The sequence below is a fragment of the Sphingopyxis sp. OAS728 genome, assembly GCF_014873485.1.
Classification (GTDB): domain Bacteria; phylum Pseudomonadota; class Alphaproteobacteria; order Sphingomonadales; family Sphingomonadaceae; genus Sphingopyxis.
Genome location: NZ_JADBDT010000001.1, coordinates 3035515 through 3056320 on the forward strand (window position 1 = coordinate 3035515; position 20806 = coordinate 3056320).

The 20806-nt window shown below is 66.6% G+C and carries 21 protein-coding genes; 9 read left to right on the forward strand and 12 right to left on the reverse strand.

Translation table 11 applies throughout. From position 1 onward, the window contains the following. Positions 1–30: 30 nt before the first annotated feature. From GGC65_RS14405 to GGC65_RS14420, 4 genes are read right to left on the reverse strand one after another with little or no spacing between them, the layout of a single operon-like run. Positions 31–654 (reverse strand): hypothetical protein, encoded by a 624-nt coding sequence (locus tag GGC65_RS14405; RefSeq protein ID WP_192647796.1) that lies wholly within the window; start codon positions 652–654, stop codon positions 31–33. Then, complete coding sequence (gene ribH, locus GGC65_RS14410) at positions 647–1072, reverse strand: 6,7-dimethyl-8-ribityllumazine synthase (RefSeq protein ID WP_192647797.1); 426 nt, start codon at positions 1070–1072, stop codon at positions 647–649. Before ribH ends, GGC65_RS14405 begins: the two co-directional genes overlap by 8 nt. Continuing rightward, positions 1072–2346 carry a 3,4-dihydroxy-2-butanone-4-phosphate synthase gene (ribB, locus tag GGC65_RS14415; protein ID WP_192647798.1) on the reverse strand — a complete coding sequence of 425 codons (1275 nt, stop codon included), beginning with the start codon at positions 2344–2346 and terminating at the stop codon, positions 1072–1074. Before ribB ends, ribH begins: the two co-directional genes overlap by 1 nt. A gap of 57 nt (positions 2347–2403) precedes the next feature. Continuing rightward, positions 2404–3024, reverse strand: a complete 621-nt coding sequence (locus GGC65_RS14420) for an ankyrin repeat domain-containing protein (protein ID WP_192647799.1) — start codon at positions 3022–3024, stop codon at positions 2404–2406. A gap of 87 nt (positions 3025–3111) precedes the next feature. Between GGC65_RS14420 and GGC65_RS14425 the strand changes: the two genes are divergently transcribed. From GGC65_RS14425 to GGC65_RS14435, 3 genes are read left to right on the forward strand one after another with little or no spacing between them, the layout of a single operon-like run. Further along, on the forward strand, positions 3112–3756 hold the full coding sequence (locus GGC65_RS14425; protein ID WP_192647800.1) for an SCO family protein: 645 nt from the start codon (positions 3112–3114) through the stop codon (positions 3754–3756). After that, the gene (locus GGC65_RS14430; RefSeq protein ID WP_225940823.1) at positions 3744–4205 is read left to right on the forward strand and encodes a YcgN family cysteine cluster protein; all 462 of its coding nucleotides are present in this window, start codon (positions 3744–3746) and stop codon (positions 4203–4205) included. The genes GGC65_RS14425 and GGC65_RS14430 overlap by 13 nt, the downstream gene beginning before the upstream one ends. Next, complete coding sequence (locus GGC65_RS14435) at positions 4186–4917, forward strand: M48 family metallopeptidase (protein WP_225940824.1); 732 nt, start codon at positions 4186–4188, stop codon at positions 4915–4917. Before GGC65_RS14430 ends, GGC65_RS14435 begins: the two co-directional genes overlap by 20 nt. On the opposite strand, the gene GGC65_RS14440 is transcribed toward GGC65_RS14435, so the two are convergent. The 5 genes from GGC65_RS14440 to GGC65_RS14460 all read right to left on the reverse strand — a co-directional run bounded on the left by GGC65_RS14440 (position 4918) and on the right by GGC65_RS14460 (position 10204). Further along, complete coding sequence (locus tag GGC65_RS14440) at positions 4918–7023, reverse strand: PBP1A family penicillin-binding protein (protein WP_318780234.1); 2106 nt, start codon at positions 7021–7023, stop codon at positions 4918–4920. A gap of 149 nt (positions 7024–7172) precedes the next feature. Continuing rightward, on the reverse strand, positions 7173–7289 hold the full coding sequence (locus tag GGC65_RS23775) for a peptide-methionine (R)-S-oxide reductase (RefSeq protein ID WP_192649543.1): 117 nt from the start codon (positions 7287–7289) through the stop codon (positions 7173–7175). Between the two features lie 16 nt (positions 7290–7305). Next, positions 7306–8403, reverse strand: a complete 1098-nt coding sequence (locus GGC65_RS14450; protein WP_318780170.1) for an NAD(P)/FAD-dependent oxidoreductase — start codon at positions 8401–8403, stop codon at positions 7306–7308. Then, positions 8400–9065 carry a methyltransferase domain-containing protein gene (locus tag GGC65_RS14455; protein ID WP_192649544.1) on the reverse strand — a complete coding sequence of 222 codons (666 nt, stop codon included), beginning with the start codon at positions 9063–9065 and terminating at the stop codon, positions 8400–8402. The genes GGC65_RS14450 and GGC65_RS14455 overlap by 4 nt, the downstream gene beginning before the upstream one ends. A gap of 44 nt (positions 9066–9109) precedes the next feature. Beyond that, positions 9110–10204: a type III polyketide synthase gene (locus GGC65_RS14460; RefSeq protein WP_192647804.1), complete on the reverse strand. Its 1095-nt coding sequence runs from the start codon at positions 10202–10204 to the stop codon at positions 9110–9112. A gap of 86 nt (positions 10205–10290) precedes the next feature. Here GGC65_RS14460 and GGC65_RS14465 point away from each other — a divergent pair, with 86 nt between their 5' ends. Further along, on the forward strand, positions 10291–10803 hold the full coding sequence (locus GGC65_RS14465; protein ID WP_192647805.1) for a DUF4402 domain-containing protein: 513 nt from the start codon (positions 10291–10293) through the stop codon (positions 10801–10803). 21 nt (positions 10804–10824) lie between these two features. Here GGC65_RS14465 and GGC65_RS14470 read toward each other — a convergent pair whose 3' ends face one another. Next, positions 10825–11487, reverse strand: a complete 663-nt coding sequence (locus GGC65_RS14470; RefSeq protein ID WP_192647806.1) for a YggS family pyridoxal phosphate-dependent enzyme — start codon at positions 11485–11487, stop codon at positions 10825–10827. Between the two features lie 57 nt (positions 11488–11544). On the opposite strand from GGC65_RS14470, the gene GGC65_RS14475 reads away from it, so the two are divergent. Further along, positions 11545–12159, forward strand: coding sequence for a thiamine phosphate synthase (locus GGC65_RS14475; RefSeq protein ID WP_192647807.1), 615 nt, complete (start codon positions 11545–11547; stop codon positions 12157–12159). Here GGC65_RS14475 and GGC65_RS14480 read toward each other — a convergent pair. Beyond that, positions 12132–12758 (reverse strand): hypothetical protein, encoded by a 627-nt coding sequence (locus GGC65_RS14480; protein WP_225940826.1) that lies wholly within the window; start codon positions 12756–12758, stop codon positions 12132–12134. The genes GGC65_RS14475 and GGC65_RS14480 overlap by 28 nt on opposite strands. Positions 12759–13122: 364 nt before the next feature. On the opposite strand from GGC65_RS14480, the gene GGC65_RS14485 reads away from it, so the two are divergent. Genes GGC65_RS14485 through holA form a run of 4 tightly spaced genes read left to right on the forward strand, consistent with a single transcriptional unit; the run spans position 13123 to position 17764 of the window. Continuing rightward, a complete protein-coding gene (locus tag GGC65_RS14485) occupies positions 13123–13596 on the forward strand; it encodes a DUF3576 domain-containing protein (protein WP_192647809.1) in 474 nt (157 codons plus the stop codon). A gap of 54 nt (positions 13597–13650) precedes the next feature. After that, positions 13651–16200: a leucine--tRNA ligase gene (leuS, locus tag GGC65_RS14490; RefSeq protein WP_192647810.1), complete on the forward strand. Its 2550-nt coding sequence runs from the start codon at positions 13651–13653 to the stop codon at positions 16198–16200. Beyond that, positions 16200–16736, forward strand: coding sequence for an LPS assembly lipoprotein LptE (gene lptE / locus GGC65_RS14495; RefSeq protein ID WP_192647811.1), 537 nt, complete (start codon positions 16200–16202; stop codon positions 16734–16736). Before leuS ends, lptE begins: the two co-directional genes overlap by 1 nt. Further along, entirely contained in the window at positions 16733–17764 is a 1032-nt protein-coding gene (gene holA / locus GGC65_RS14500) for a DNA polymerase III subunit delta (protein WP_192647812.1), read from the forward strand. The genes lptE and holA overlap by 4 nt, the downstream gene beginning before the upstream one ends. Before the next feature lie 113 nt (positions 17765–17877). Here holA and GGC65_RS14505 read toward each other — a convergent pair whose 3' ends face one another. Next, positions 17878–20601, reverse strand: a complete 2724-nt coding sequence (locus GGC65_RS14505; protein WP_192647813.1) for a TonB-dependent receptor — start codon at positions 20599–20601, stop codon at positions 17878–17880. Between the last annotated feature and the right edge of the window lie 205 nt (positions 20602–20806).

Here is a 20806-nt window from a genome sequence, read left to right on the forward strand (position 1 = left end):
GATGATCCGGGCGGCTCCGCGCCGTCCGGATCATCCTTTTTCGGCGAGCGCCTTGTCGATGATCCCGGCGCCGATCGGCCCGAGAAAATTGCCGCCGAAACGGAACAGCACGAAAGCCCCGGCGAAGAGCAGCAAGGGCTCGATAAAGCCGGCAACGATCACGGCGATGACAAGCGCAAAGAACAGCGTGACGAAGCCGCTGCTCAATTTTTGCTGACCCTTGGGGCCCAGCTCGATTGTGCGTGGTCCCTTTGCATCCCACCATTTGGCGGTGACGATCATCTTGCGGCCACCGGCTTGCGGCTGGGGTGCAGGTCGCTGCGGGATGCGGGCAGGTTGCGGTTGAACCGTCGCCTTTGCCTGCTGGCTCCACGGCTGTTTCCGGTTCATTTCGGCGACCGCCGCGGCCATCCGGTCATTCGGCGGACGCGGTGGCTCGCGCTGCGGTGCCGGTTCCGTTCGTGCGGCCGGCGCGGGTTCGGGCGCCGCCTGACGCGCCGCTGGCCGGATCGGTTCGATGCCCATCTTGCGATCGTGCAAGTCCATCCGCTCGGCCGCACTCAGTGGCGTCTGCCCGGTTTCCCTGTCGATGACCACCAGCCGCCCGCCGCGCTCGACGACGGAAAAACGGCTGGGGGGCGGGCGATCAACCAATGCCGAATTGTTCCTTCAGGGCCAGCATGGCAATCGCGGCCTTTGCCGCTTCGCCGCCCTTATCCTTGCGCGTCTTGTCGGCGCGCGCAAGCGCCTGTTCTTCATTCTCGACCGTCAGGATGCCGTTGCCGATGGCAAGACCGTCGAGCGTCAGCGCCATGATGCCGCGCGCGCTCTCGTTCGACACGACCTCGAAATGATAGGTCTCGCCGCGGATCACGACACCAAGCCCGACATAAGCGTCGAAACGCCCGGTGTCGGCGCCTAGCGAAATCGCTGCGGGGACTTCGAGCGCTCCCGGGACGGTCACGGTTTCATGGCTGTGCCCGTCGGCCTCGAGCGCGCTGCGCACGCCGTCGAGCAGCATGTCGTTGAGGTGGCTATAGAAACGGGCTTCGACGATCAGGACATGCGCCATCAGGCTTCTCCGGGAATGGGGCGTTCGCCGACGACCGACAGGCCATAGCCTTCGAGGCCGACGATATTGCTGTGGGTCGGGGTGAGCAATTCCATCGCATGGACGCCAAGGTCGGCGAGGATCTGGGCGCCGATCCCGTAAGTGCGAAGGTCCATGCCGCCGCTCGGTGTCGGGGTCGCCTCGGCATCGGCCGATCCCGGGAGCGGACGCATCAGCATCACGATGACGCCCGAACCCGCTTCGCCGATCGCGTCCATCGAGCGCTGCAGGCGGCGCTTCTTCGGCCCCGGACGGCCCATGATATCGTCGAAGATCGACACCGGATGCATGCGGACCAAAGTCACGCCCTCGGGGTCGACCGGTCCCTTTTGCAGCACCAGATTGACGCTGCCGTCGATCTTGTTGCGATAGGATTTGAGCCGCCAGTCGCCGCCATAATCCGATTCGAACGGATCGTCGGCGACGCATTCGACCAGCCGGTCGCTGCGATTGCGGTAAGCGATCAGATCGGCGATCGTCCCGATCTTAAGCCCGTGGCGCCGCGCAAAGGGAACCAGGTCGTCGAGGCGCGCCATCGTGCCGTCGTCGTTCATGATCTCGCAGATCACCCCTGACGGGTTGAGCCCGGCGAGGCGCGCGATGTCGACCGACGCCTCGGTATGGCCGGCGCGCACGAGCACGCCGCCGTCGCGCGCGATCAGTGGGAAAATATGGCCGGGGGTGACGATATCGTCGCGGCTCTTGCCGGCATCGATCGCCACCGCGACGGTGCGCGCGCGGTCGCCCGCCGAAATGCCCGTGGTGACGCCTTCGCGCGCCTCGATCGAGGTGGTGAAGGCGGTTTCGTGCCGCGTGCCGTTCTGGCGGCTCATCAGTTCGAGCCCGAGCGTGTCGACGCGTGACTTGGTGAGCGTCAGGCAGATCAGTCCGCGGCCGTGCGTCGCCATGAAGTTGATCGCGTCGGGGGTCGCCATCTGCGCGGGGATGACCAGGTCGCCCTCATTCTCGCGATCCTCGTCGTCGACGAGGATGAACATGCGGCCGTTGCGCGCCTCGGCAATGATCTCTTCGGGGCTCGCCATCGGCGACAGGTCGCTGCCGTTTGCGAGCCAGTTCTCGAGCTTGCGCAGCGTCTCGGCAGTGGGGTTCCAGCCAGGCGAGTCGAGGTCGCGCAGGCTGTTGGCGTGAAGACCCGCGGCACGGGCGAGGCCCGAGCGGGACATTGCCCCGTCGTCGACGATGGCGCGGATGCGATCGATGAGCTGTGTAGACATGAACGCCATGTCTCACATCATAATGTGATTGTCAATCCATATGTCACATTCTACTGATTAGTTCGGTCCGAATGTCGGCCCGAGGTCGCGAACCGGGCCGTCGGGCTTGGCGTCCAGCAATGCAACGATCTGACCCGTGCGGTCGTCGCGCTTGGCATAGGCGCGCGCCGACATGCCCGCGACATGGTCGGCCTTGTCCGGATTGGCGCCGCGCTTCACGAGCAAGCGCACCATCGCGACATTCTTTGACTGCACCGCCAGAATCAGTGCGGTTTCGCCACGCCGGTTGGTCTGATCAACAGGCGCCTTTTCGTTGAGCAGCACGTCGGCGCCGTCGGTGAAATTGATCAGCGCGGCGTGCATCAGCGGGGTAACCCCCTGGCGATCGCCGATCGACGGATCGGCGTCCTTGCCAAGCAGGAAGCGCAGCCAGCTGATATCGCGGCGCTTGGTGACGATGATCAGCGCCGTCTGCCCATTGTCGGGATTGCGCGTGTTGATGAACGACGGGTCATCCTTCAGCGCCTCGGTTGCCTTGGTCCCGTCGCGGCTTTCGACCGCCTGCAAAAAGGCGTAGCCGCCGCGGAACTGTGCCTGAGCGGGGCTGAGCATAAGGCCCGTCGCTGCAACCATGAGGGCGAGGAAAGAGGCGAGGCGGAATTCCGCGCGTCGGAACATGTCTGGGCGATCCCTGGGGCAATTTGTCCGCCGCTGGCGCGACGACAATGGTTGATTTTCCGCGGCTAGCCGACCAAGGCTGGCCAAATGATGAATATCGCAAATATGGGACAAAGGCTCGTCCGCGCAAGCCTGATGATTGCTTTCGGCGCTGCGCTCGCGGGTTGCAGCGGCGGCGGCGACGCGCCGGCAGCGAAGCCGCCGCTAGAAGGTGCGCGCATCGGCGGCCCCTTCACGCTCACCGATCAGAACGGCAAGACCGTCCGCGACACCGATTTTGCGGGCAAATATCGTCTCGTCTATTTCGGCTACAGCTTCTGCCCCGACATCTGTCCGGTCGACCTGCAAAAACTGATGCGCGGGCTGTCGCAGTTCGAAAAGGCCGATGCCGCGCGCGGCGCCAAGGTCGCGCCGCTGTTCATCACCGTCGATCCGGCGCGCGATACGCCCGAGGCGCTCAAACCCTTCGTCGCGCGCTATCATCCGCGGCTGCTCGGCCTCACCGGCACCCCCGAACAGATCGCCGCGGTCGCGAAAGCCTATGTCGTCACCTACAACAAGGTCCCGGGTTCGGCGCCCGACCGCTACCTGATGGCGCACAGCCAACTCGCCTTCCTGATGGATCCCGCGGGAAAGCCCGTCGCGCTGCTGCCGCTCGACGATCCGTCGTCCAATATCGACGAAGGCGCGCCCGCGGCGGTCGCCGCCGAGCTGGCGAAATGGGTCAAGTGATGGCGGCGGGGGCGACATCGAAGCGCCCCTTCTGGGAAGCGCCGCTTGCCTCTCTCGACGCGGGCCAATGGGAAGCCCTGTGCGATGGCTGCGGCAAATGTTGCCTGCACAAGCTAGAGGATGAGGACACGGGCCGCATCTATCCGACCAATGTCGCGTGCCGCCTGCTCGACCTCACCACCGCGCGCTGCGGCGATTACAAGCACCGTCGCCGCCACGTCCCCGACTGCCTGACGCTGACCAAGGCCAAGGTCGCCGACATCGAATGGCTACCGCAGACCTGCGCTTATCGCCTGCGCGCCGAAGGCGAGCCACTGCCCGACTGGCATTATCTGGTTTGCGGCGACCGCGATGCGGTGCACCGCGCGGGCGAATCGATCGTCGGCTGGACCGTCGGCGAGGATATGGCCGGACCCTTGGAAAATCATCTTGTCGAACGCGTCGTCTGACTTCGCGCCCGAGGGGCCGCACATCTGGGTCGGCGACGAAGTCTGGCCGGTGCGCGTGGTGCGCCATGCCCAATCGCGGCGCTATCGCCTCGTTTTCGACGGCGCGCGCGGCGAACTCCGGCTGACGGTTCCGCGCCGCACCAACGAGCGCGCGGCGCTCAAATGGGCCAGCGAACAGCAGGCGTGGCTGGTCGAGCAGGTCGGCAAGGCGGCGCTGCCGGTGATCGTCGGTCCGGGTGCATCGGTTCCGTTCCGCGGTATCGACCGCCATATCGACTGGACTGCGACCGCCCCGCGCGCGATCCGGCTCGACGGCGACAGGCTCCACGTCGGCGGCCCGGTCGAAACGGTCGGCCGGCGTATCGAACGCTGGCTCAAAGGCCAGGCTCTCGACCTCATGGAGCGCGAAAGCCGCGAGATCGCAGGTGCGGTGGGCCTATCGGTCGGCCGCGTCGGTGTCGGCGATCCGCGCAGCCGATGGGGCAGCTGCACGCATGACGGCGACCTCCGCTACAGCTGGCGGCTCGTGATGGCGCCCGACCATGTCCGCCGCGCGACCGTCGCGCACGAAGTCGCGCACCTCCGGCATATGGACCATGGCCCCGCCTTTCACGCGCTCGTCGACGAACTGCACGACGGCGACGTCGCCGCAGCGCGCGGCTGGCTGCGCCGCGAGGGACGCTCGCTCCACCGCTACCGCTTCGCTGCCTGATTAATCGTTCGCGCTATCCGAAGGCGGTCGCGGCTGCTGCGATGGCCGGGTTGCGGATGGCGGTGCCTTGGGGACCGTAATGATCTTCGGCTGGCCGCCATTTTTTGGCGCCGCGCCATTGTCTCCCGGGGCGCGCCGGCCGGTCTGCTCCTCGATCCATTGCTGGTCGAGCACCGGCCCATCCTCGGTCGGTGGCGGCGTCGGTCCCGTGGTTTCGGGTGGGCGGCTGTCATAGGGCAGCTCGATCGGCATGCCATTCTCGTCGACGAAGCCTTCTTCACCGGGCTCGCCCATATAGGCCTCGCCTTCGTCCTCGAGCTGCCATTCGGGCAGCACGACTTCGGTGTCGAACTGTTCGACCGGGCGCCGCGCGACCGCGACGCGCATATAATCGGCAAAGGCCTTGGCGGGTGCGCGGCCGCCCTGCAGCCCGCCGACGGGCTTCGCATCGTCGCGGCCCATCCAGACGCCCGTCGTGATCCCGCTCGAAAAGCCGAGGAACCAGCCGTCCTTGTTGCTCGACGTCGTCCCGGTCTTGCCCGCGACGGGGCGACCGATCTGCGCCGCCTTGCCCGTTCCGGTGTTGACGGCGGTCTGGAGCAAATCGGTGATGCCCGCCGCGACCCAATGGTCGACCAAAGTGTTCCCGCGTTCGGCGGGGCGCTGGTACAGCAATTCGCCGCTCGCTGTCGTCACCTTGGTGATGCCATAGGGCTGCACCGACACGCCGCCGCGCGACACGGCCGCAAAGGCGGCGGTCATGTCGATCACACGGACTTCGGCGCTGCCGAGAACCATCGAGGGATGCGTGTTGACCGGCGTCGTGATCCCGAACCGCCGCGCCATATTGGCCACCGCCGAAAAGCCGACTTCGTCGCCGAGCTTCGCCGCGACGGTGTTGACCGAATAAGCAAAGGCGCTGCGCAGGTCCATCGTGCCCGAAAAACGCCCCGACGAGTTGCGCGGCGACCAGCCGTTGATCGTTACCGGTTCGTCGACGACCTGGTCGCTGACCTTATAACCCGCCTCGAGCGCCGCCATATAAACGAACAGCTTCCACGCCGATCCCGGCTGACGCAGCGCCTGCGTCGCGCGGTTATAGTTCGACGTCACATAATCCTTGCCGCCGACCATTGCACGCACCGCGCCGTCGCGATCGAGCGAGACCAGCGCGCCCTGCACGCCCTTCGGCGTATCGGCCTGGATTGCCGCAGTCGCGGCGCGCTGCATGCCAAGGTCGATCGTGGTGTAAACGTCGAGCGCCTCGCTGCCCTCGTCGATCAGCATGTCGAGCTGTGGTAGCGCCCAGTCGCTGAAATAGCGTGCGCTGTTCTGCCCCGTTTCCTTCGCGAGCTGGACATTGGCGGGCTCGGCGCTGTCGGCCTGTGCCTGTGTGATGACCCCGGCGTCGACCATGACGTCGAGCACGACGCCTGCGCGGCCCAACGCTGCCTGTGCATCGGCGGTTGGTGAATAGCGCGACGGCGCTTTGACCAGCCCCGCGACCACGGCGGCTTCGGACAACGACATTTGGGTCGCGCTATGGCCGAAAAAGCTGTTCGACGCGGCGTCGATGCCATAGCTGCCACCGCCGAAATAGACCTTGTTCAGATAGAGTTCGAGGATCTCGTCCTTCGAGAATTTCCATTCGAGCGCGAGCGCGAGGATCATCTCGCGTGCCTTGCGCTTGAAATCATAGCTGTTCGACAGGAAGATATTGCGCGCGAGCTGCTGCGTGATCGTCGACGCGCCCTGCAGGCGCCGGCCGCTGCCGCGATTCTGCAGCGCGACCGCCGCCGCGCGTGCCATGCCGACGGGGTCGAGCCCCGGGTGATAGCGAAAGCGGCGGTCCTCGACCGCGACCATCGCGTCCTGCATCACCTGCGGCGTTTCGCGCAGCGTCAGCCAGCGGCCGTAGTTGGGACCGAGCGACAGGAAGACCGTGCCGTCGGCGGCGCGGACGCGGATCGTCTGCCCCGCCGGCGATTTTTTGAGCTCCTCGAAGCTCGGCATGCGCTGCACCGCGATGCCGACCGCCACTGCCAGCGCGACGAGCCCGACGACCGCGAGGCCGAGGCCCCAGCGAAAGATCCGGCGCACCCACACGCGCCAACGCGGCGGCTCGCCACCGGGCGTGCCGCTGCGCTTGCTGGACGATGGCGATTTATTCGACGAAGCCTGCTGTCTTTCACGGCGCAAAGCCGGTGTTCCTTCCCTCACTGCGCCCCTGATGCGTCAGTCCGGGAAGGAGGTTTTCAGTCCTTGCCGGTTGACGCCTCATCCTGCCCGCGACCTTCGAAGTCAAGCGCCGCGCTGTTGATGCAATAACGCGGCCCCGTCGGTCCGGGGTCATCGGGGAAGGCATGGCTGATCGCAAGCGAGGAGCGGTCAGGACGGGTCGATCCGCGTCGCCTGCGACATCATTTGCACCATCGACGGAAAAATGGACGCCGCGCCGGTCAACAATCCGGCGCTGCGCCGATTTTCGCCCATCCGCCAGACGAGATTGGCGAGCGCGAAGGGGCGCGTCATTCGCGCCGCGAGCCGTTGCTGAAAGGCGGGTGCCGCCACCCCGCCTCCGTGACGCCACGCCGCCACCGCCGCATCGGCGCTCGCCAGCGCAAGGCCCATGCCCTCGCCAGCGAGACTCGGGATCACCCCCGCCTGATCGCCGAGCCGGAACAGTCCCGGCGCGGTCTCGCGCGTGCGCCAGCCATAGGGGACATGCCCGATCGCATCGACGTTGCGCGACCAGTCGGCATGCGCCAGCCGCGCGCCGAGATGCGGCAGCGCGTCGCCCAGCGCGCGAAGCAGCATCGAAGGATCGCCGTCCGCTTCGTCGAGCCGCGATTTATGGACCGCAAGACAGAGATTGCCGCTGCCATCCTCCTGCCGCACCATCCCGGCATAACCGCGATCGAAGAGATGCAGCTCGACCGCGTCGCCGACCAGCCGACCGAGCGCCGGATGCGGCGGAAGCCGCAATCGCAGCCCCATTACGGGATCGGCGCACTGCCACGGGGCGGGCTCGCGCGGAAAGCCGCGAAAGCCGTGCTTGCCCGCGGCGAGGAAGATGGCTTGCGCCGTCAGCACTTGGCCATCGCGTGTCTGCACCGTACCGTCTTCGAGCGTCGTTGCGTGAACGCCGCGCTCGAAACCGGCGCCTGCCGCCACGGCTACGGCTTGCAGCACGCTATCGAGCCTGCGGCGCGACACCCCCATCGCTTCGCCGGGTAGCGCCGTCTCGCTCTGCCGCTGGCCCGCGAACAAACGTACGCAGCGCACCGCCTGCCCGTCGAGCGCCGCGCGATCGATCCCGAGTGCGTCCAGCCGCTGCAATGTCTGCCAGCTCAGAAAGCCGCCGCAGAGCGCATCGCCCGTTTCGCGCGCGCGTTCGAGCAGCAGCGCCTTCGCGCCCGCGCGCGCCAGTCCGATCGCCGCGGCCGACCCGGCGGGGCCGGCGCCGACGACGATCGCATCGGTCACCGGATATGCTCGACGCAGAGGCGATAGGGGAAGCTGCGGAAGATGCGGCAGTCGCCCGCCGTATCGGGCAACGCGTCGGCCAGCATCGCTTGCCATTCGGCGCGGCGAAAGCTGCGTCCGACCGAAAGCTGGCCGTCGCGCCGCACGATCGGGTCGGCCCACGCCAGCGTCGCCAGCAAGGGGAAGCCGGCGAAGGGCAGGCGCTGGCGGTGGAGGTCGTTGACCAGCCAGCCGCGCGCCGCCTCGCCTTCCATAAAGTGCAGGAATTCCGTGCGCTGCCTTGGCGTCATATGATGGGTGACGAGGCTGGAGAGGATGATGTCCCACCCCTGCCCCGCGAGCGCACGGTAATCGCCGGTGATCAGCCGTGCGCGCGCACCGAGCCGCATAGCCGCCACCGCCTCGCTCTTGCGATTGAGGTCGACGCCGACGAGGTCGAGCGCGACCCCGCGCTTGTCGCCCCAGCGCGCGATCCGCGCGAGCATGTCGCCCGCGCCGAAGCCCACATCGAGAACGCGCCACGGACGATCGCCGACGCCCCGTGCGCGCACCCGGTCGAGAAAGCCGAGCGTCGGACGCGGCGCCATTGTTAGGCCATTCACCCGCGACAGGTCGGCGAGGACGCGGGCATAGCGTTCGGGCGAAAGCTCGGCGGCGTCCATTTCCTCGTCGCGGTCGATCGGCACACGAAGGCTGGCGAAGGGGTTCACCCCTGACGACCGGGGGCGGCAAAGCGGATCGCTTCGGCAGCGAGCCCGGGCCCGAAGGCGATCGCAATCCCCTCGCCCGTCGCGCCGCGCGCCATCATGTCGGCGAGCACGAACAATATCGTCGCCGACGACATATTGCCGAAGCGCGCAAGCACTGCGCGGCTGTCGGCCAAGGCCTCGGGCGGTACTTCCAACGCATGTTCGACCGCATCGAGCACCGAGCGGCCGCCGGCATGGACCGCGAGCAAAGGCGGTGTGCCGCCATCGCCGAACAGCTCGCGCTGGACGGCCGGATCGGCGAGCGTTTCGCGGAGCCGTCCGGGCACCTCGCCCGACAGCGTCATCTCGAAACCCTTGTCGCCGATGTCCCAGCGGATCAGCTCCTCGCTGTCGCCCAGCGCGAGGCTGCGCCCTTCACCCAGTTCAAGTCCGTGCGCCGCCGCCGAAACGATCCCCGCCGCCGCGCCGTCGCTGAACTGGAGCATCGCGAGCAAGGGCTCAGGCTCGTCGGCGAGGCTGAGGTGGAGTGTCGACAGCTCGACGCTGACCACCAGCACCACGGCGTCGGGTTCGGATCGCACGATATGCCGCGCGGTGCGCAGCGCGGTGACCCCGGCATAGCAGCCCATAAAGCCGATCAGCACGCGCTCGACGGTCGGTGCAAGCCCCAGCCGCCGCGCCAGGATCTGGTCGATCCCGGGCGCAACGAAGCCGGTGCAGCTCGCGACGACGATATGCGTGACGCGCGCCGGATCGAGCGCATCGCCGAGGTTCGCAATCGCCTGCATCGCAAGCTCGGGCGCGTGCTGCGCATAAGCCGCCATCCGCGCCGAGGTCGGCGGCAGGTCGGGGACGTCGTAAAACCCGCCCGCCTCGACCGGCGATCCCCCATTTTCCGTCGGCGGCAGCACCGACCAGCGATGGTTGATCCCCGACCGCGCGGTCATCCGCGTGAAGATCGCGCGCACGCGATCGTCGGTCAGTCGCGGCGTCGCCCAGTCGATAAAGGATTGATGGATATCGTGCCCCGGCACCGCGGTGGCGAGGGCGTTGAGCCGGGGGGACGGCGGGGGTGTGGTCATCGCGCACATGTGGCCGAAAAGCGGGAAACTGGCCAGCGATTAGCGCTGCGCCGGCTTTACCGCAGCTTAACCATGTTGGCGCTATCCTGGTGGGCGTGAAATTGCGTCTTTTCCTTGGTTTTTTGCTCGCGTTCGGCGGCGCGCCCTCCGCGGGCGCGCAATGCCTGCTCTGTGCGCAGGACAAGGTGGCGGGCACGACGGCGCGCAAGACCGAGGTGCCGCTGCGCGTTGATGTCGAAACCCAGCTCGACATGGGCCGCGTCGCGGTCGGCGCAATGGGCGGCGAGGTCGAGCTCGATCCCGCCTCGGGCGTTCGCCGCGTGCGCGGCGACGTCGTCGATCTCGGCGGGTTTGCGCTGACCGGCACCGTCACCGTGCGCGGCGAACCCGGCGCCGAAGTCCGCGTGATCCTGCCTGCCAGCGTTGATCTCGAAAGCGGCCACGGCCGCACTGCGCGTGTCACCGGCCTCGTGACCGACCTGTCGGCCGCACCGCGTCTAGGCGCCGACGGGCGGCTTCAGTTCCGCTTCGGCGGCCGCCTCCAAATCGCCGGCCTCGACGACGGCGACTATCGCGGGCGAATCCCGGTGACGGTCGAATATCAATAGAGTGACTGTCCGCCTGCGGCGCTAGTCGCGTGCACCGAACAACGCAGTCCCGACGCGCACATGCGTCGCGCCCAGCATCACCGCCGTCTCATAGTCGCCGCTCATCCCCATCGAGCGCAGCGGGAGGCCGTGGCGTTCGGCGAGTTCGTCGAGCAGCGCGAAAAAGGGCGCGGGTTCGATATCGGCCGGCGGGATCGCCATCAGCCCGTCGATCGTCAACCCGGCGTCCTTCGCTTCCGCCAGCAGCGCGGGCAGGTCGCGGGTCGCGCAGCCGCCCTTTTGCTCCTCGTCGCCGATATTGACCTGGACGAACAATTGCGGCTGCTTGCCTGCCTTTTGGCAAGCCTTGGCAATCGCCTGCACCAGCGAGCTGCGATCGATCGAATGGATTGTATCGAACAGTGCCACGGCTTCCTCGGCCTTGTTCGATTGCAGCTGGCCGATCAGGTGCAGCACGACATCGGGCGCCTCGGCGCGCAGCTCGGGCCATTTCGCCGCCGCTTCCTGCACCCGATTCTCGCCGAAATGGCGCTGGCCCGCAGCGATCAGCGGGCGGACGGCGTCGGCGTCATGCGTCTTCGACACCGCGATCAAACAGATATCCTCCACCTTCCGCTGTGCGCGCTTCGCCGCACTCGCGATATGGGCCTGCACCTCGGCCAGCCGGTCTGCTGCTTCGCTCATCGTCTCATTTCCATCCCGCGCGTTGCGCGCGCTCGCGACGCGCCTATAGAAAGGGCGATGACCGGGCGCCACCCCCTGCCGAACGCATGGCTGTTCAGCGACGAGCGGATCGCGGCGGACATCGCCAAACTTGCCGCTTCGCTTCCGCCCGGTAGCGGCATCGTCCTCCGCCACGACAGCCTGCCACAGGGGGCGCGGTGGCGGCTGCTTCGGAGCCTGATGCGCTTCGCGCGCGTACGCGGCTTAACTGTGGTGCTCGCTGGATCCCCAGCAACGGCGCGCCGCTGGGGTGCTCACGGCGTCCATCTTCGCCAGCACGACATAAAGCGGGCAGGGCAGGCGCATCGGCTCGGCCTGTTGCTGACGATGCCCGTCCATGACGCGCGCGAGGCGCGCCGTGCGCGTCGGACCGGGCCACATGGTGTCTTCATCTCGCCGCTCCATCCGACGCGTTCGCATCCCGACGCTGCTGCGCTTGGGCGCGCCGCATGGCTACGGCTCGCGCGTCTGTCGTGCGCGCAACCGATCGCGCTCGGTGGGATGACGGCGGCGCGCGCCCGCGCGCTAACCCGCGCGAGCGGACGAAAGTCCGGTTGGGCAGCGATTGATGCTTGGGAGAAACAGGCGACGAAGCGCCGGAGTCGTCAGAAGCGGAACGCGGTTCCGATATAGACTGCCTGGCTGTCGCGGCGCGTATCGGTCAGCGGTTCGACGCGGTCGTCGCTCTTGTACCGGACGCCTGCGGTGACGTCGATATTCTTGGTCAGGCGATAGCTGCTGACGACATCGACGGCCGACGCTTCGCCGGGAGCTGTGACGCGATCGGTTGCCCCGCTCGGGTCGCTTGGGCGGTTGACCATACGCGTGGCGAAGCGCGACTTCTTCTCGTCCTGTTCCGGGGCCTTCGCGACCGGCAGGTTGCGAAGGTCGGTGCCGCGCGGCAGCGCCGGCGTGACGAATTTCTCGAAGCCCACCGATGCGCCCAGATTATAGGCGACGGGGGTGATGGCGATCGGCGCGGTCCGGCCCGCGGCCAGCGCGGAAGTGCGCGCGGCGCTCGATGCGTCGTCGCGAGCGCGAATCACGACGGTGATCGCACGGTTCTTGCGATTGTCGTCGGTCAGCGCGGGGGTGAAGCTGAAGCTGCCGCGCTGTTCGGCCGACATCTTGTTGTAGCGCGCGATCAGCCGCTCATCGCCCGATGCCGGGGTAAACTGGCCAAGCAAGGTTTCCGAAAGCGTCGTGTCGCGGATGCGGTCGCTGTTCGACATCGCGGCAAGGGCTGGCGGAAGCGCAAGCGAAACCACCGCCAAAGCGGTGAGGCTTCCCTTCCAAAAATGTCGCGACGTCCGCGCCATTGCTCTGCGACTCCAACCCCAATCGGATTCTTCAAATAGGACTCCCTGCGCAACATTGCCAGTGAATCCAGCCAAATTGTTGCAACGATTCCGATTTTCACCCGAATTGTTGCCCGATCAGCACAGTGCGTTTCGAATCTGACCAGAATCTGAACGGCCGACTCGCAGAAATTGCCGCGCTTGCAGGGTGGCGGCAAGGGCGATAGAGACGCTGGCAATTCCGTTGCGCGCGGCCGATTTCGACGTCGGACGGGCTTCAAGAGATAAGGTGTACCGCATGTCCCAGCTTTCCGTCCCTGCCCGGTTTGGCGCCACGCTCGGTCGCCGTCCGGCCGCGCTCGCGTTGCTCGGGCTCGCGGTGCTTGGCCTTTCGGCGTGCGCGAACAAGGAACGGCCGCGCGCCGACCTCGCCGCCAGCCAGGTGACGACGATCGGCGTGAACAGCTATTTGTGGCGCGCCTCGCTCGATGCGCTGTCGTTCATGCCGCTGCTGCAGGCCGATTCGTCGGGCGGTGTCGTGATCACCGACTGGTATGCGAACCCGGCGAATCCGGGCGAGCGGATGAAGGTCACCGTGTCGATCCTCGACCGCGACCTGCGCGCCGACGCGCTGCGCATCGCGGCCTCGCGCCAGGTGTCACAGGGCGGCACCTGGGTCGATGCGCCGGTCCAGGCCGCGACGGTTCAGAAGCTCGAGGAAATCATCCTCACCCGCGCCCGCGACCTGCGTCGCAGCGCCATCAGGGACTAACCCGGCGGCGCGCCTCTCGCGCCCGCCCAGACAGACTAACGGGGTAACCGACGAATGACCCGCGAACCGCGCTTTGGCGCCCTCGCCGCCGACGCCCGCTGGCAAAAGGCGTGGGAGGCGGCGAACAGCTTTGCCACGACCGATACGGCCGACAAGCCGAAGGCCTATATCCTCGAGATGTTCCCCTATCCTTCGGGGCGGATCCACATGGGGCATGTCCGCAACTATGCGATGGGCGACGTCCTCGCGCGCTTCAAGCGCATGACCGGGCACGACGTGCTCCACCCGATGGGCTGGGACGCGTTCGGTATGCCCGCCGAAAATGCCGCGATGGAAAAGGGCGTCCACCCCGGCGGCTGGACGCGCGACAATATCGCCGCGATGCGCGGCCAGCTGAAGCGTCTCGGCCTCGCGATCGACTGGAGCCGCGAACTCGCGACGTGCGAGCCCGACTATTACGGGCAGGAGCAGGCCTTATTCCTCGACCTGTTCGCCGCAGGCCTCGTCACGCGCAAGCACAGCTACGTCAACTGGGACCCCGTCGACATGACCGTGCTCGCGAACGAGCAGGTGATCGACGGCCTCGGCTGGCGCTCGGGCGCGCTCGTCGAAAAGAAGAAATTGTCGCAGTGGTTTTTGAAGATCACCGACTTCGCCGACGAACTGCTCGAAGGGTTGGGCAGCCTCGAAAGCTGGCCCGACAAGGTTCGGCTGATGCAGGAAAACTGGATCGGCAAGTCGCAGGGGCTGGAGTTCAGCTTCAAACTGGCGGGCGGCGCGCCCGGTTTCGACGTCTTCACGACGCGCCCCGACACGCTGTATGGCGCGAGCTTCGCCGCGATCTCGCCCGACCATCCGCTGGCCGAGAAGCTCGCGAAGGATTCGCCCGAACTCGCCGCGTTCATCGAGGAATGCCGCCGTCAGGGCACCGCCGCCGAGCAGATCGACACCGCCGAAAAGATGGGCTTCGACACCGGCATCGCGGTCGAGCATCCGCTCGATCCGGACTGGCACCTGCCCGTCTGGGTCGTGAATTATGTGCTGATGGACTATGGCACCGGCGCGATCTTCGGCTGCCCGGCGCACGATCAGCGCGACCTCGATTTCGCCCATAAATATGGGCTGCAGGTCCACCGCGTGATCGCCGACGGCGACGAAACCGCCCAGCATTTCACCGGGACCGAGGCCTACACGGGCCCCGGCAAGCTGGTGAACAGCCATTTCCTCGACGGCATGACGATCGACGAGGCGAAAGCCGCCGTCATCGCGCGGTCGGAGCATGAGGGCTGGGGCAAGGGCACCACCGTGTGGCGCCTCCGCGACTGGGGCGTCTCGCGCCAGCGTTATTGGGGCACGCCGATCCCGTTCATCCATTGCGATGCATGCGGCACCGTGCCGGTTCCCAAGAACCAGCTCCCGGTGATCTTGCCCGAGGATGTCGATTTCTCGGTCCCCGGCAATCCGCTCGACCGCCATCCGACGTGGAAGCATGTCGCCTGCCCGACCTGCGGCGGCGAAGCGGTGCGTGAGACCGACACGCTCGACACATTCGTCGATTCGTCGTGGTATTTCCTGCGCTTTGCCAGCTCGCCGTCGGACAAGCCCTTCGATCCCGACGTGATCCGCCGCTGGCTGCCCGTCGACCAATATATCGGCGGCATCGAGCATGCGATTCTCCACCTGCTCTATGCGCGTTTCTGGACGCGCGCGTTGAACAAGATGGGGATGATCGACATCAAGGAGCCCTTCGCGAGCCTGTTCACGCAGGGCATGGTGACGCACGAAACCTACAGTCGCGTGCAGGGCGAAGGCCTGCCGCCGCTCTATTTCACGCCCGACGAAATCGAGCGCAAACCCGATGGCGCGATGCTGATTGCCGACGGCTATTCGGTCGACATCGGCCGCGTGATCAAGATGTCGAAGTCGAAGAAGAATGTCGTCGATCCTGACTTCATCCTCGACCAATATGGCGCCGACGCCGCGCGCTGGTTCATGCTGTCCGACAGCCCGCCCGAGCGCGACCTGCCGTGGAGCGAAGCGGGCATCGAAGGCGCGTGGCGCTTCGTCCAGCGCCTGTGGCGCCTGTTCGGCGACACCGAGAATGTCGGCGACGGCGGAGAGGACAAGGCGCTCGCGCGCAAGCTGCACCAGGCGATCGCCGGCGTCGCCGCCGATATCGAATCGCTCGGTTTCAACAAGGCGGTGGCGAAGATCCACGCGCTGGCGAACGAGATCGAGAAAGCGAAACCCTCGGCGACGCGCGCCGAGGCATGCCGGACGCTGATCCTGCTCGTCGCGCCGATGATGCCGCACCTTGCCGAGGAAGCCTGGTCGGCGCTGCCGACAAGCCAGCGCACGACCGCTATGATCGCGGATGCCGCATGGCCTGCCGCCGATCCGGCACTGCTCGTCGATGATGAGGTGACAATCGCGATCCAGATGGCGGGTAAGCTGCGCGATACGATGACGATCGCCAAGGGCCTCGACAAGCATGCGACCGAAGCCGCGGCGCTCGCGCGCCCGCGTATCGTCGAACTGCTCGCCGGCGCCGCGCCGAAGAAGGTGATTGTGGTCCCCGACCGTTTGGTGAATATCGTTCCCTGATGCGAACCCTGCTCACCTCCTCGCTTGTCGCCGCTTCGCTGATGCTCGGCGGCTGCGGGCTGCGTCCTCTGTACGCAAATGGCAGCAAGGGGGCGGTGGCGCAGATCCTCGCCGACGTCGATGTCGCGGCGATCGAGGGGCATAGCGGTTGGCTCGTCCGCAACGCGTTGCGCGACCGGCTGCAGGCGACGCAGGGCGGCGAGGGCGCGGGCAAGCGCCTCCGCCTCGATGTCCGGCTTGAGGATTCGATCACCGGTTTCGGCGTGCGCGCCGATGATGCGGTGACGCGCGAACGCCGCACGCTGCGCGCACGCTATCAGCTTGTGAATGCTGCGAGCGGCGAAGTGCTGCTCGACGCGACGGCCTTTTCCGATGCGGGCATCGACGTCGTGGGCAGCGAATATGCGACGATCGCCGCCGAATCCTCGGCGCTTGAGCGGCTCTCTTCGGCGGTCGCCGACCAGATCGTCGCGCGGCTCGCGGTCTATGCGAACCGCGGCGGCGGACAAGCGGCTACCGCGCCCGCCGGGCAATGAAGACGGTCAAGCCGAACGAACTCGAACGCCTGTCGCGCCTCGACCCCGCGGTTCGTTTCGCACTCCTCACCGGCCCCGACGAAGCGACGATGGAAGCCGTCGCGAGCCATTTGCTCGCCCTCGCGGGCAAGGATGCCGAACGGCTCGACCTAACAGGCACGCAGCTGTCGCAAGACCCGTCGCTGCTCGCCGCCGAAGCTGCGTCTATGTCGCTTTTTTCATCGGCGCGCGTGATCAAGGTCGAACTGTCGGGTAGCGGCGACGACGGCCTTGCGGCGGTCGAAGCGCTGCTCGCTGCCGAAACCGCGATCAATCCGGTCATCGCGACGGGTGCGTCGGTCACCGCCAAGTCGAAGCTCGTCAAGCTCGTCGAGGGCTCGGATCACGCTGTCGCCGCGATCTGCTACCAGCCCGACCGCCGCGCGCTTGTCGGCATTGCAATGGCGGCGGGGCAGGAACAGGGGCTGCGGCTCGCCAATGCCGAGGCGCAATTGCTCGTCGACCTCGTCTCGGGCGATCAGGCGTTGATGCGGCGCGAGATCGAGAAGATGGCGCTCTACCTCGACGCCGGATCGGATCGGCAGCGACAGGTTACCGCAGCCGATATCGCGGCACTCGGCGCCGCGACACACGAGGAAGATGTGAGCGAGTGCATCAACGTCGCGCTCGGCGGCAAGGTGCGCGAATTGCCCGACATGCTCGCGACCGCTGCGGCGGTCGGCGTCGCAGAGATCCGGATCATCCGCGCGCTCGCGATCCGCGCGATGGCGCTCGCGCGCCTCCGCGCCGAGGTCGACGGCGGTGCGCACCCCGCGACCGTCGTGTCGGCGCGCACGAGCGGCATCTTCTGGAAGGAGCGCGACGCGGTGACCGCGCAGCTCCACATCTGGGATTCGGTGCGCATCGCGCGGCTGATGAGCCGCCTGCTCGACTGCGAACGCGCGCTGAAGGCGTCGGGCACCGCAGGCGGCGTGTTGTTCCGTAAGCTGATGACCGACATTGCGCATCAGGCGGCGCGGGCGCGCTAGGTTGCTGGCGACCGAAACCGGCTATCACCAAAGGAAAGGGCCTGACGCGACAGTGCCCGGCCGCGGCAGGCCCTCCCGACACCCTCCCCGATGCGGGGAGGGGGAGAGAGTGATCAGAACTGCCCGCGCAACGTCACACCATAGGTGCGGGGTTCGCCGGGAAAGCCGACGAACAATTTGTTCGCGGTGCCGGGATGCCCGCTCGCGGCGGGCGTCGCGACGGCGCGGAACGATCCCGACCCCTGCAGCGGCATGTCGGCGCCGATCTGATAATATTGCTTGTTGAACAGATTTTGCCCCCACAGCTCGATGCCCCAGCGGCGATCACGTCCGAACAGCCCGATACGGCCGTTGAATACCGCGAAGGCATCCTGTTCCTTCTCGATGTCGAGGTTTGAGCCGGTGTTGGTGTCGCTCTGCATGCGCGTATCGAGATAGATAAGCGCGCTCATCCCCGACGAGCCGATTGGCGGCGTCCAACTGATCCCCGCAGTCGCCACATATTTGGCGGCGTTCGACACCCCGCGTCCGGGCAGCTGGAACAGCACCGGCGATAGCGGACGTCCGCCCGTGCCCACCAGATTGCGGCGATAGAGGGTGTCGACATAGGTGAGCCCCATATTGACCGACACATAGCGCGCGGGGCGCAGGAAGGTCTCGATCTCGAAGCCCTTGGCGACGACCCCCGGCTTCAGCCGGTCGGATGCGCAGGCCCCCGTCGTCGCATTATTGTCGGTCGGACCGGTCCCCAGATCGTCCTTGCACGCCTGGATATTGGTGACTTCGAAATTCACGCCGTTGAAGGTGTTCAGCTGATAATTGCTATATTCCTGCCAAAAAGCGGCGAGGTTGACGTCGATCCCGGGGCCGTCCCATTTGACCCCGAGCTCATAGGCGTCGACCTTTTCGCTCGCGAATTGCAGGTCGCTCGCCTCGGGCCGCCCGTTGCCCGGCGTGTTCGCGGGCCGCGCGAGCGCGGTGGTGCAGGCAGCATTCTGCGCCGCCGACCCTGCCGTCGTGCTGCACGGCCGGTCGAGCGCCGAATAGTCGAGATTGAAGCCGCCCGCCTTATAGCCCTTCGACGCGGATGCGTAGACGAGCCATTCGGGCGCGGGTTTCCAGCTCAAAACCGCCGTGCCCGTCCATTGCCCCTCGCTGAACTTTGTCCCCGGCGCGCCCTTGACGATGTCGGGCGCGGTGCCGTTGATCACGCAGGCGAGGCTCGCGAGCGCCTGGAAGGGCGAGTTGACGATCGCCGGGCAGAGCGTGTTGGTGAAATTGGCATCGCCCGTCAGCGTCTTCTTCTCATGCGTGTAACGCGCGCCTACGGTCAGCGTCAGCGCATCTTCGATAATGTCGAAGCTGTTGTGGGTGAACAGCGCATAATTGGTGCTGCGCTGGTGAAAGGTCGACCCGTTGTTGCCGGTGCCGTTCAGCCGCGCCGCACCGAGCAAGGCCGCAAAACCCTGAAAACCGGGGAAGCTTGCGGCAGGAAGGTTCGAGCAGGTCGCCGAGGCGGGATTGACGTTGGCCGGCGACAAGGTCGCGGCGGCAATGCAGTTGGCGAAACGTTCGTAATTGGCGCCATAAACGATGTCGTCGTCGACATCGAGTTTCTCGTTCGCATAATAGCCGCCGACCAGCCAGTCGAGCCGGCCGTCGAACGCTTCGCCCTGCAAGCGCAGTTCCTGCGTGAACAGCCGGAAGCGGCGATCAAGGTCGGTACGGCGTAAAATGTCGAGCGCGCTGAAATCTGCGTCCTGTCCCTGTGCGTTCTTATAGTCGCGATAGGCGGTGATCGACGTCAGCGTGCCGAGGCCCAAGTCCCAGTCGAGTTCGCCCGACACCCCCCAATCCTTGGTGTCGGAGCGGTAGGTAACCCCCGGTGTCGTCGACTGGCGGCGCACGAAGCTCTCGCCCGTCGGCGGAACTTGGTGGTTGGAGCCGAGCAGTTGGAGCAGCGGCAGCAATGTGTTCGGCGATGCCACCGGGAAGCCGTCGGCGCCGCGCGTCAGGTTGCGCACGGGGTTCAGCAGCACCCCGCCGCAACAATTCTCCTCGCGCTTGCTGTAATCGGCGATCAGGCGGAAACTCATCGTCTCGCTCGGCTCGAACATCAACTGGCCCTTGACCAGCCAGCGGTCGCGGTCGTTGATGTCGGGCTCGCCCGCCGTGACATTCTCGATAAAGCCGTCGCGTTTCTGCCAGACGCCGTCGAGCCGCACCGCGGCCTTGTCGCCGAGCGGCGCGTTGAGCATGCCGTCGACGCGCCAATAATCATAATTGCCGTAAGATACCGAACCCTTGCCTGCGAAGGTCCCGAGTTCGGGCCCCTTGGTGACAATGTTGATCAGCCCCGCGGTCGAGTTGCGGCCGAACAAGGTACCTTGCGGCCCGCGCAGCACCTCGACGCGCTCGATATCGCCGAGTTCGGACAGGCCGACGCCGGTGCGGCTGCGATAGACGCCGTCGATGAACAGGCCGACCGAGGATTCGAGGCCCGGGTTCTCGCCGACCGTACCGATGCCGCGAATGCGCGCCGAAAAATTGACCTCGCTCGTCGCGCCGGACACCAGCAGCGACGGGGCGACCTGCCCCAGCGCGCGGACGTCGGTCGCGCCCGTCTTTTCGAGCGTGTCGCCGGTGACGGCCGAGACCGCGATCGGCACGTCGGACAGCGCTTCGCTGCGGCGTGTCGCGGTGACGATGATCGTGCTGTCGTCGGTTTCGGCACCGGCCTCCTGCGCCGTGGCAGGCGTCGCCAACAGGCCCAGGACAAGCGACAGACCGGCGGCGCTGGTGCGCAGGCTGGCAGCACGGCAGGAACGGTTTTTCATCGGAAATGGCCCTCCTCTCACAAGATTTATCGATGTGGGGAGGGCAGTCTTTTCTGTTGTTGCGCGAGCGTAACATGAGTGGGCGGCGGCAAGCCAGTGCGCGGCACATGCCGTAACGTCATTGCGCCGCAGGCGCGGCTTTTGTGCCACAGCTGTCAGATGTGACGGGTTGACGTGGCTGGCCAAAAGAAAAGGGGGCAAGGCC

What these genes read in the sequence shown, in the direction of transcription:
- GGC65_RS14480 (WP_225940826.1), bottom strand. Translation starts at nt 12,758, where the DNA reads ATGTCGAACAGCGACCGCATCCGCGACACGACGCTTTCGGAAACCTTG.
- holA (WP_192647812.1), top strand. Translation starts at nt 16,733, where the DNA reads ATGAAGACGGTCAAGCCGAACGAACTCGAACGCCTGTCGCGCCTCGAC.
- GGC65_RS14505 (WP_192647813.1), bottom strand. Translation starts at nt 20,601, where the DNA reads ATGAAAAACCGTTCCTGCCGTGCTGCCAGCCTGCGCACCAGCGCCGCC.
- GGC65_RS14485 (WP_192647809.1), top strand. Translation starts at nt 13,123, where the DNA reads ATGTCCCAGCTTTCCGTCCCTGCCCGGTTTGGCGCCACGCTCGGTCGC.
- leuS (WP_192647810.1), top strand. Translation starts at nt 13,651, where the DNA reads ATGACCCGCGAACCGCGCTTTGGCGCCCTCGCCGCCGACGCCCGCTGG.
- GGC65_RS14475 (WP_192647807.1), top strand. Translation starts at nt 11,545, where the DNA reads ATGACCGGGCGCCACCCCCTGCCGAACGCATGGCTGTTCAGCGACGAG.
- lptE (WP_192647811.1), top strand. Translation starts at nt 16,200, where the DNA reads ATGCGAACCCTGCTCACCTCCTCGCTTGTCGCCGCTTCGCTGATGCTC.
- GGC65_RS14460 (WP_192647804.1), bottom strand. Translation starts at nt 10,204, where the DNA reads ATGTGCGCGATGACCACACCCCCGCCGTCCCCCCGGCTCAACGCCCTC.
- ribH (WP_192647797.1), bottom strand. Translation starts at nt 1,072, where the DNA reads ATGGCGCATGTCCTGATCGTCGAAGCCCGTTTCTATAGCCACCTCAAC.
- GGC65_RS14420 (WP_192647799.1), bottom strand. Translation starts at nt 3,024, where the DNA reads ATGTTCCGACGCGCGGAATTCCGCCTCGCCTCTTTCCTCGCCCTCATG.
- GGC65_RS14470 (WP_192647806.1), bottom strand. Translation starts at nt 11,487, where the DNA reads ATGAGCGAAGCAGCAGACCGGCTGGCCGAGGTGCAGGCCCATATCGCG.
- GGC65_RS14425 (WP_192647800.1), top strand. Translation starts at nt 3,112, where the DNA reads ATGATGAATATCGCAAATATGGGACAAAGGCTCGTCCGCGCAAGCCTG.
- GGC65_RS14455 (WP_192649544.1), bottom strand. Translation starts at nt 9,065, where the DNA reads ATGGACGCCGCCGAGCTTTCGCCCGAACGCTATGCCCGCGTCCTCGCC.
- ribB (WP_192647798.1), bottom strand. Translation starts at nt 2,346, where the DNA reads ATGTCTACACAGCTCATCGATCGCATCCGCGCCATCGTCGACGACGGG.
- GGC65_RS14430 (WP_225940823.1), top strand. Translation starts at nt 3,744, where the DNA reads ATGGGTCAAGTGATGGCGGCGGGGGCGACATCGAAGCGCCCCTTCTGG.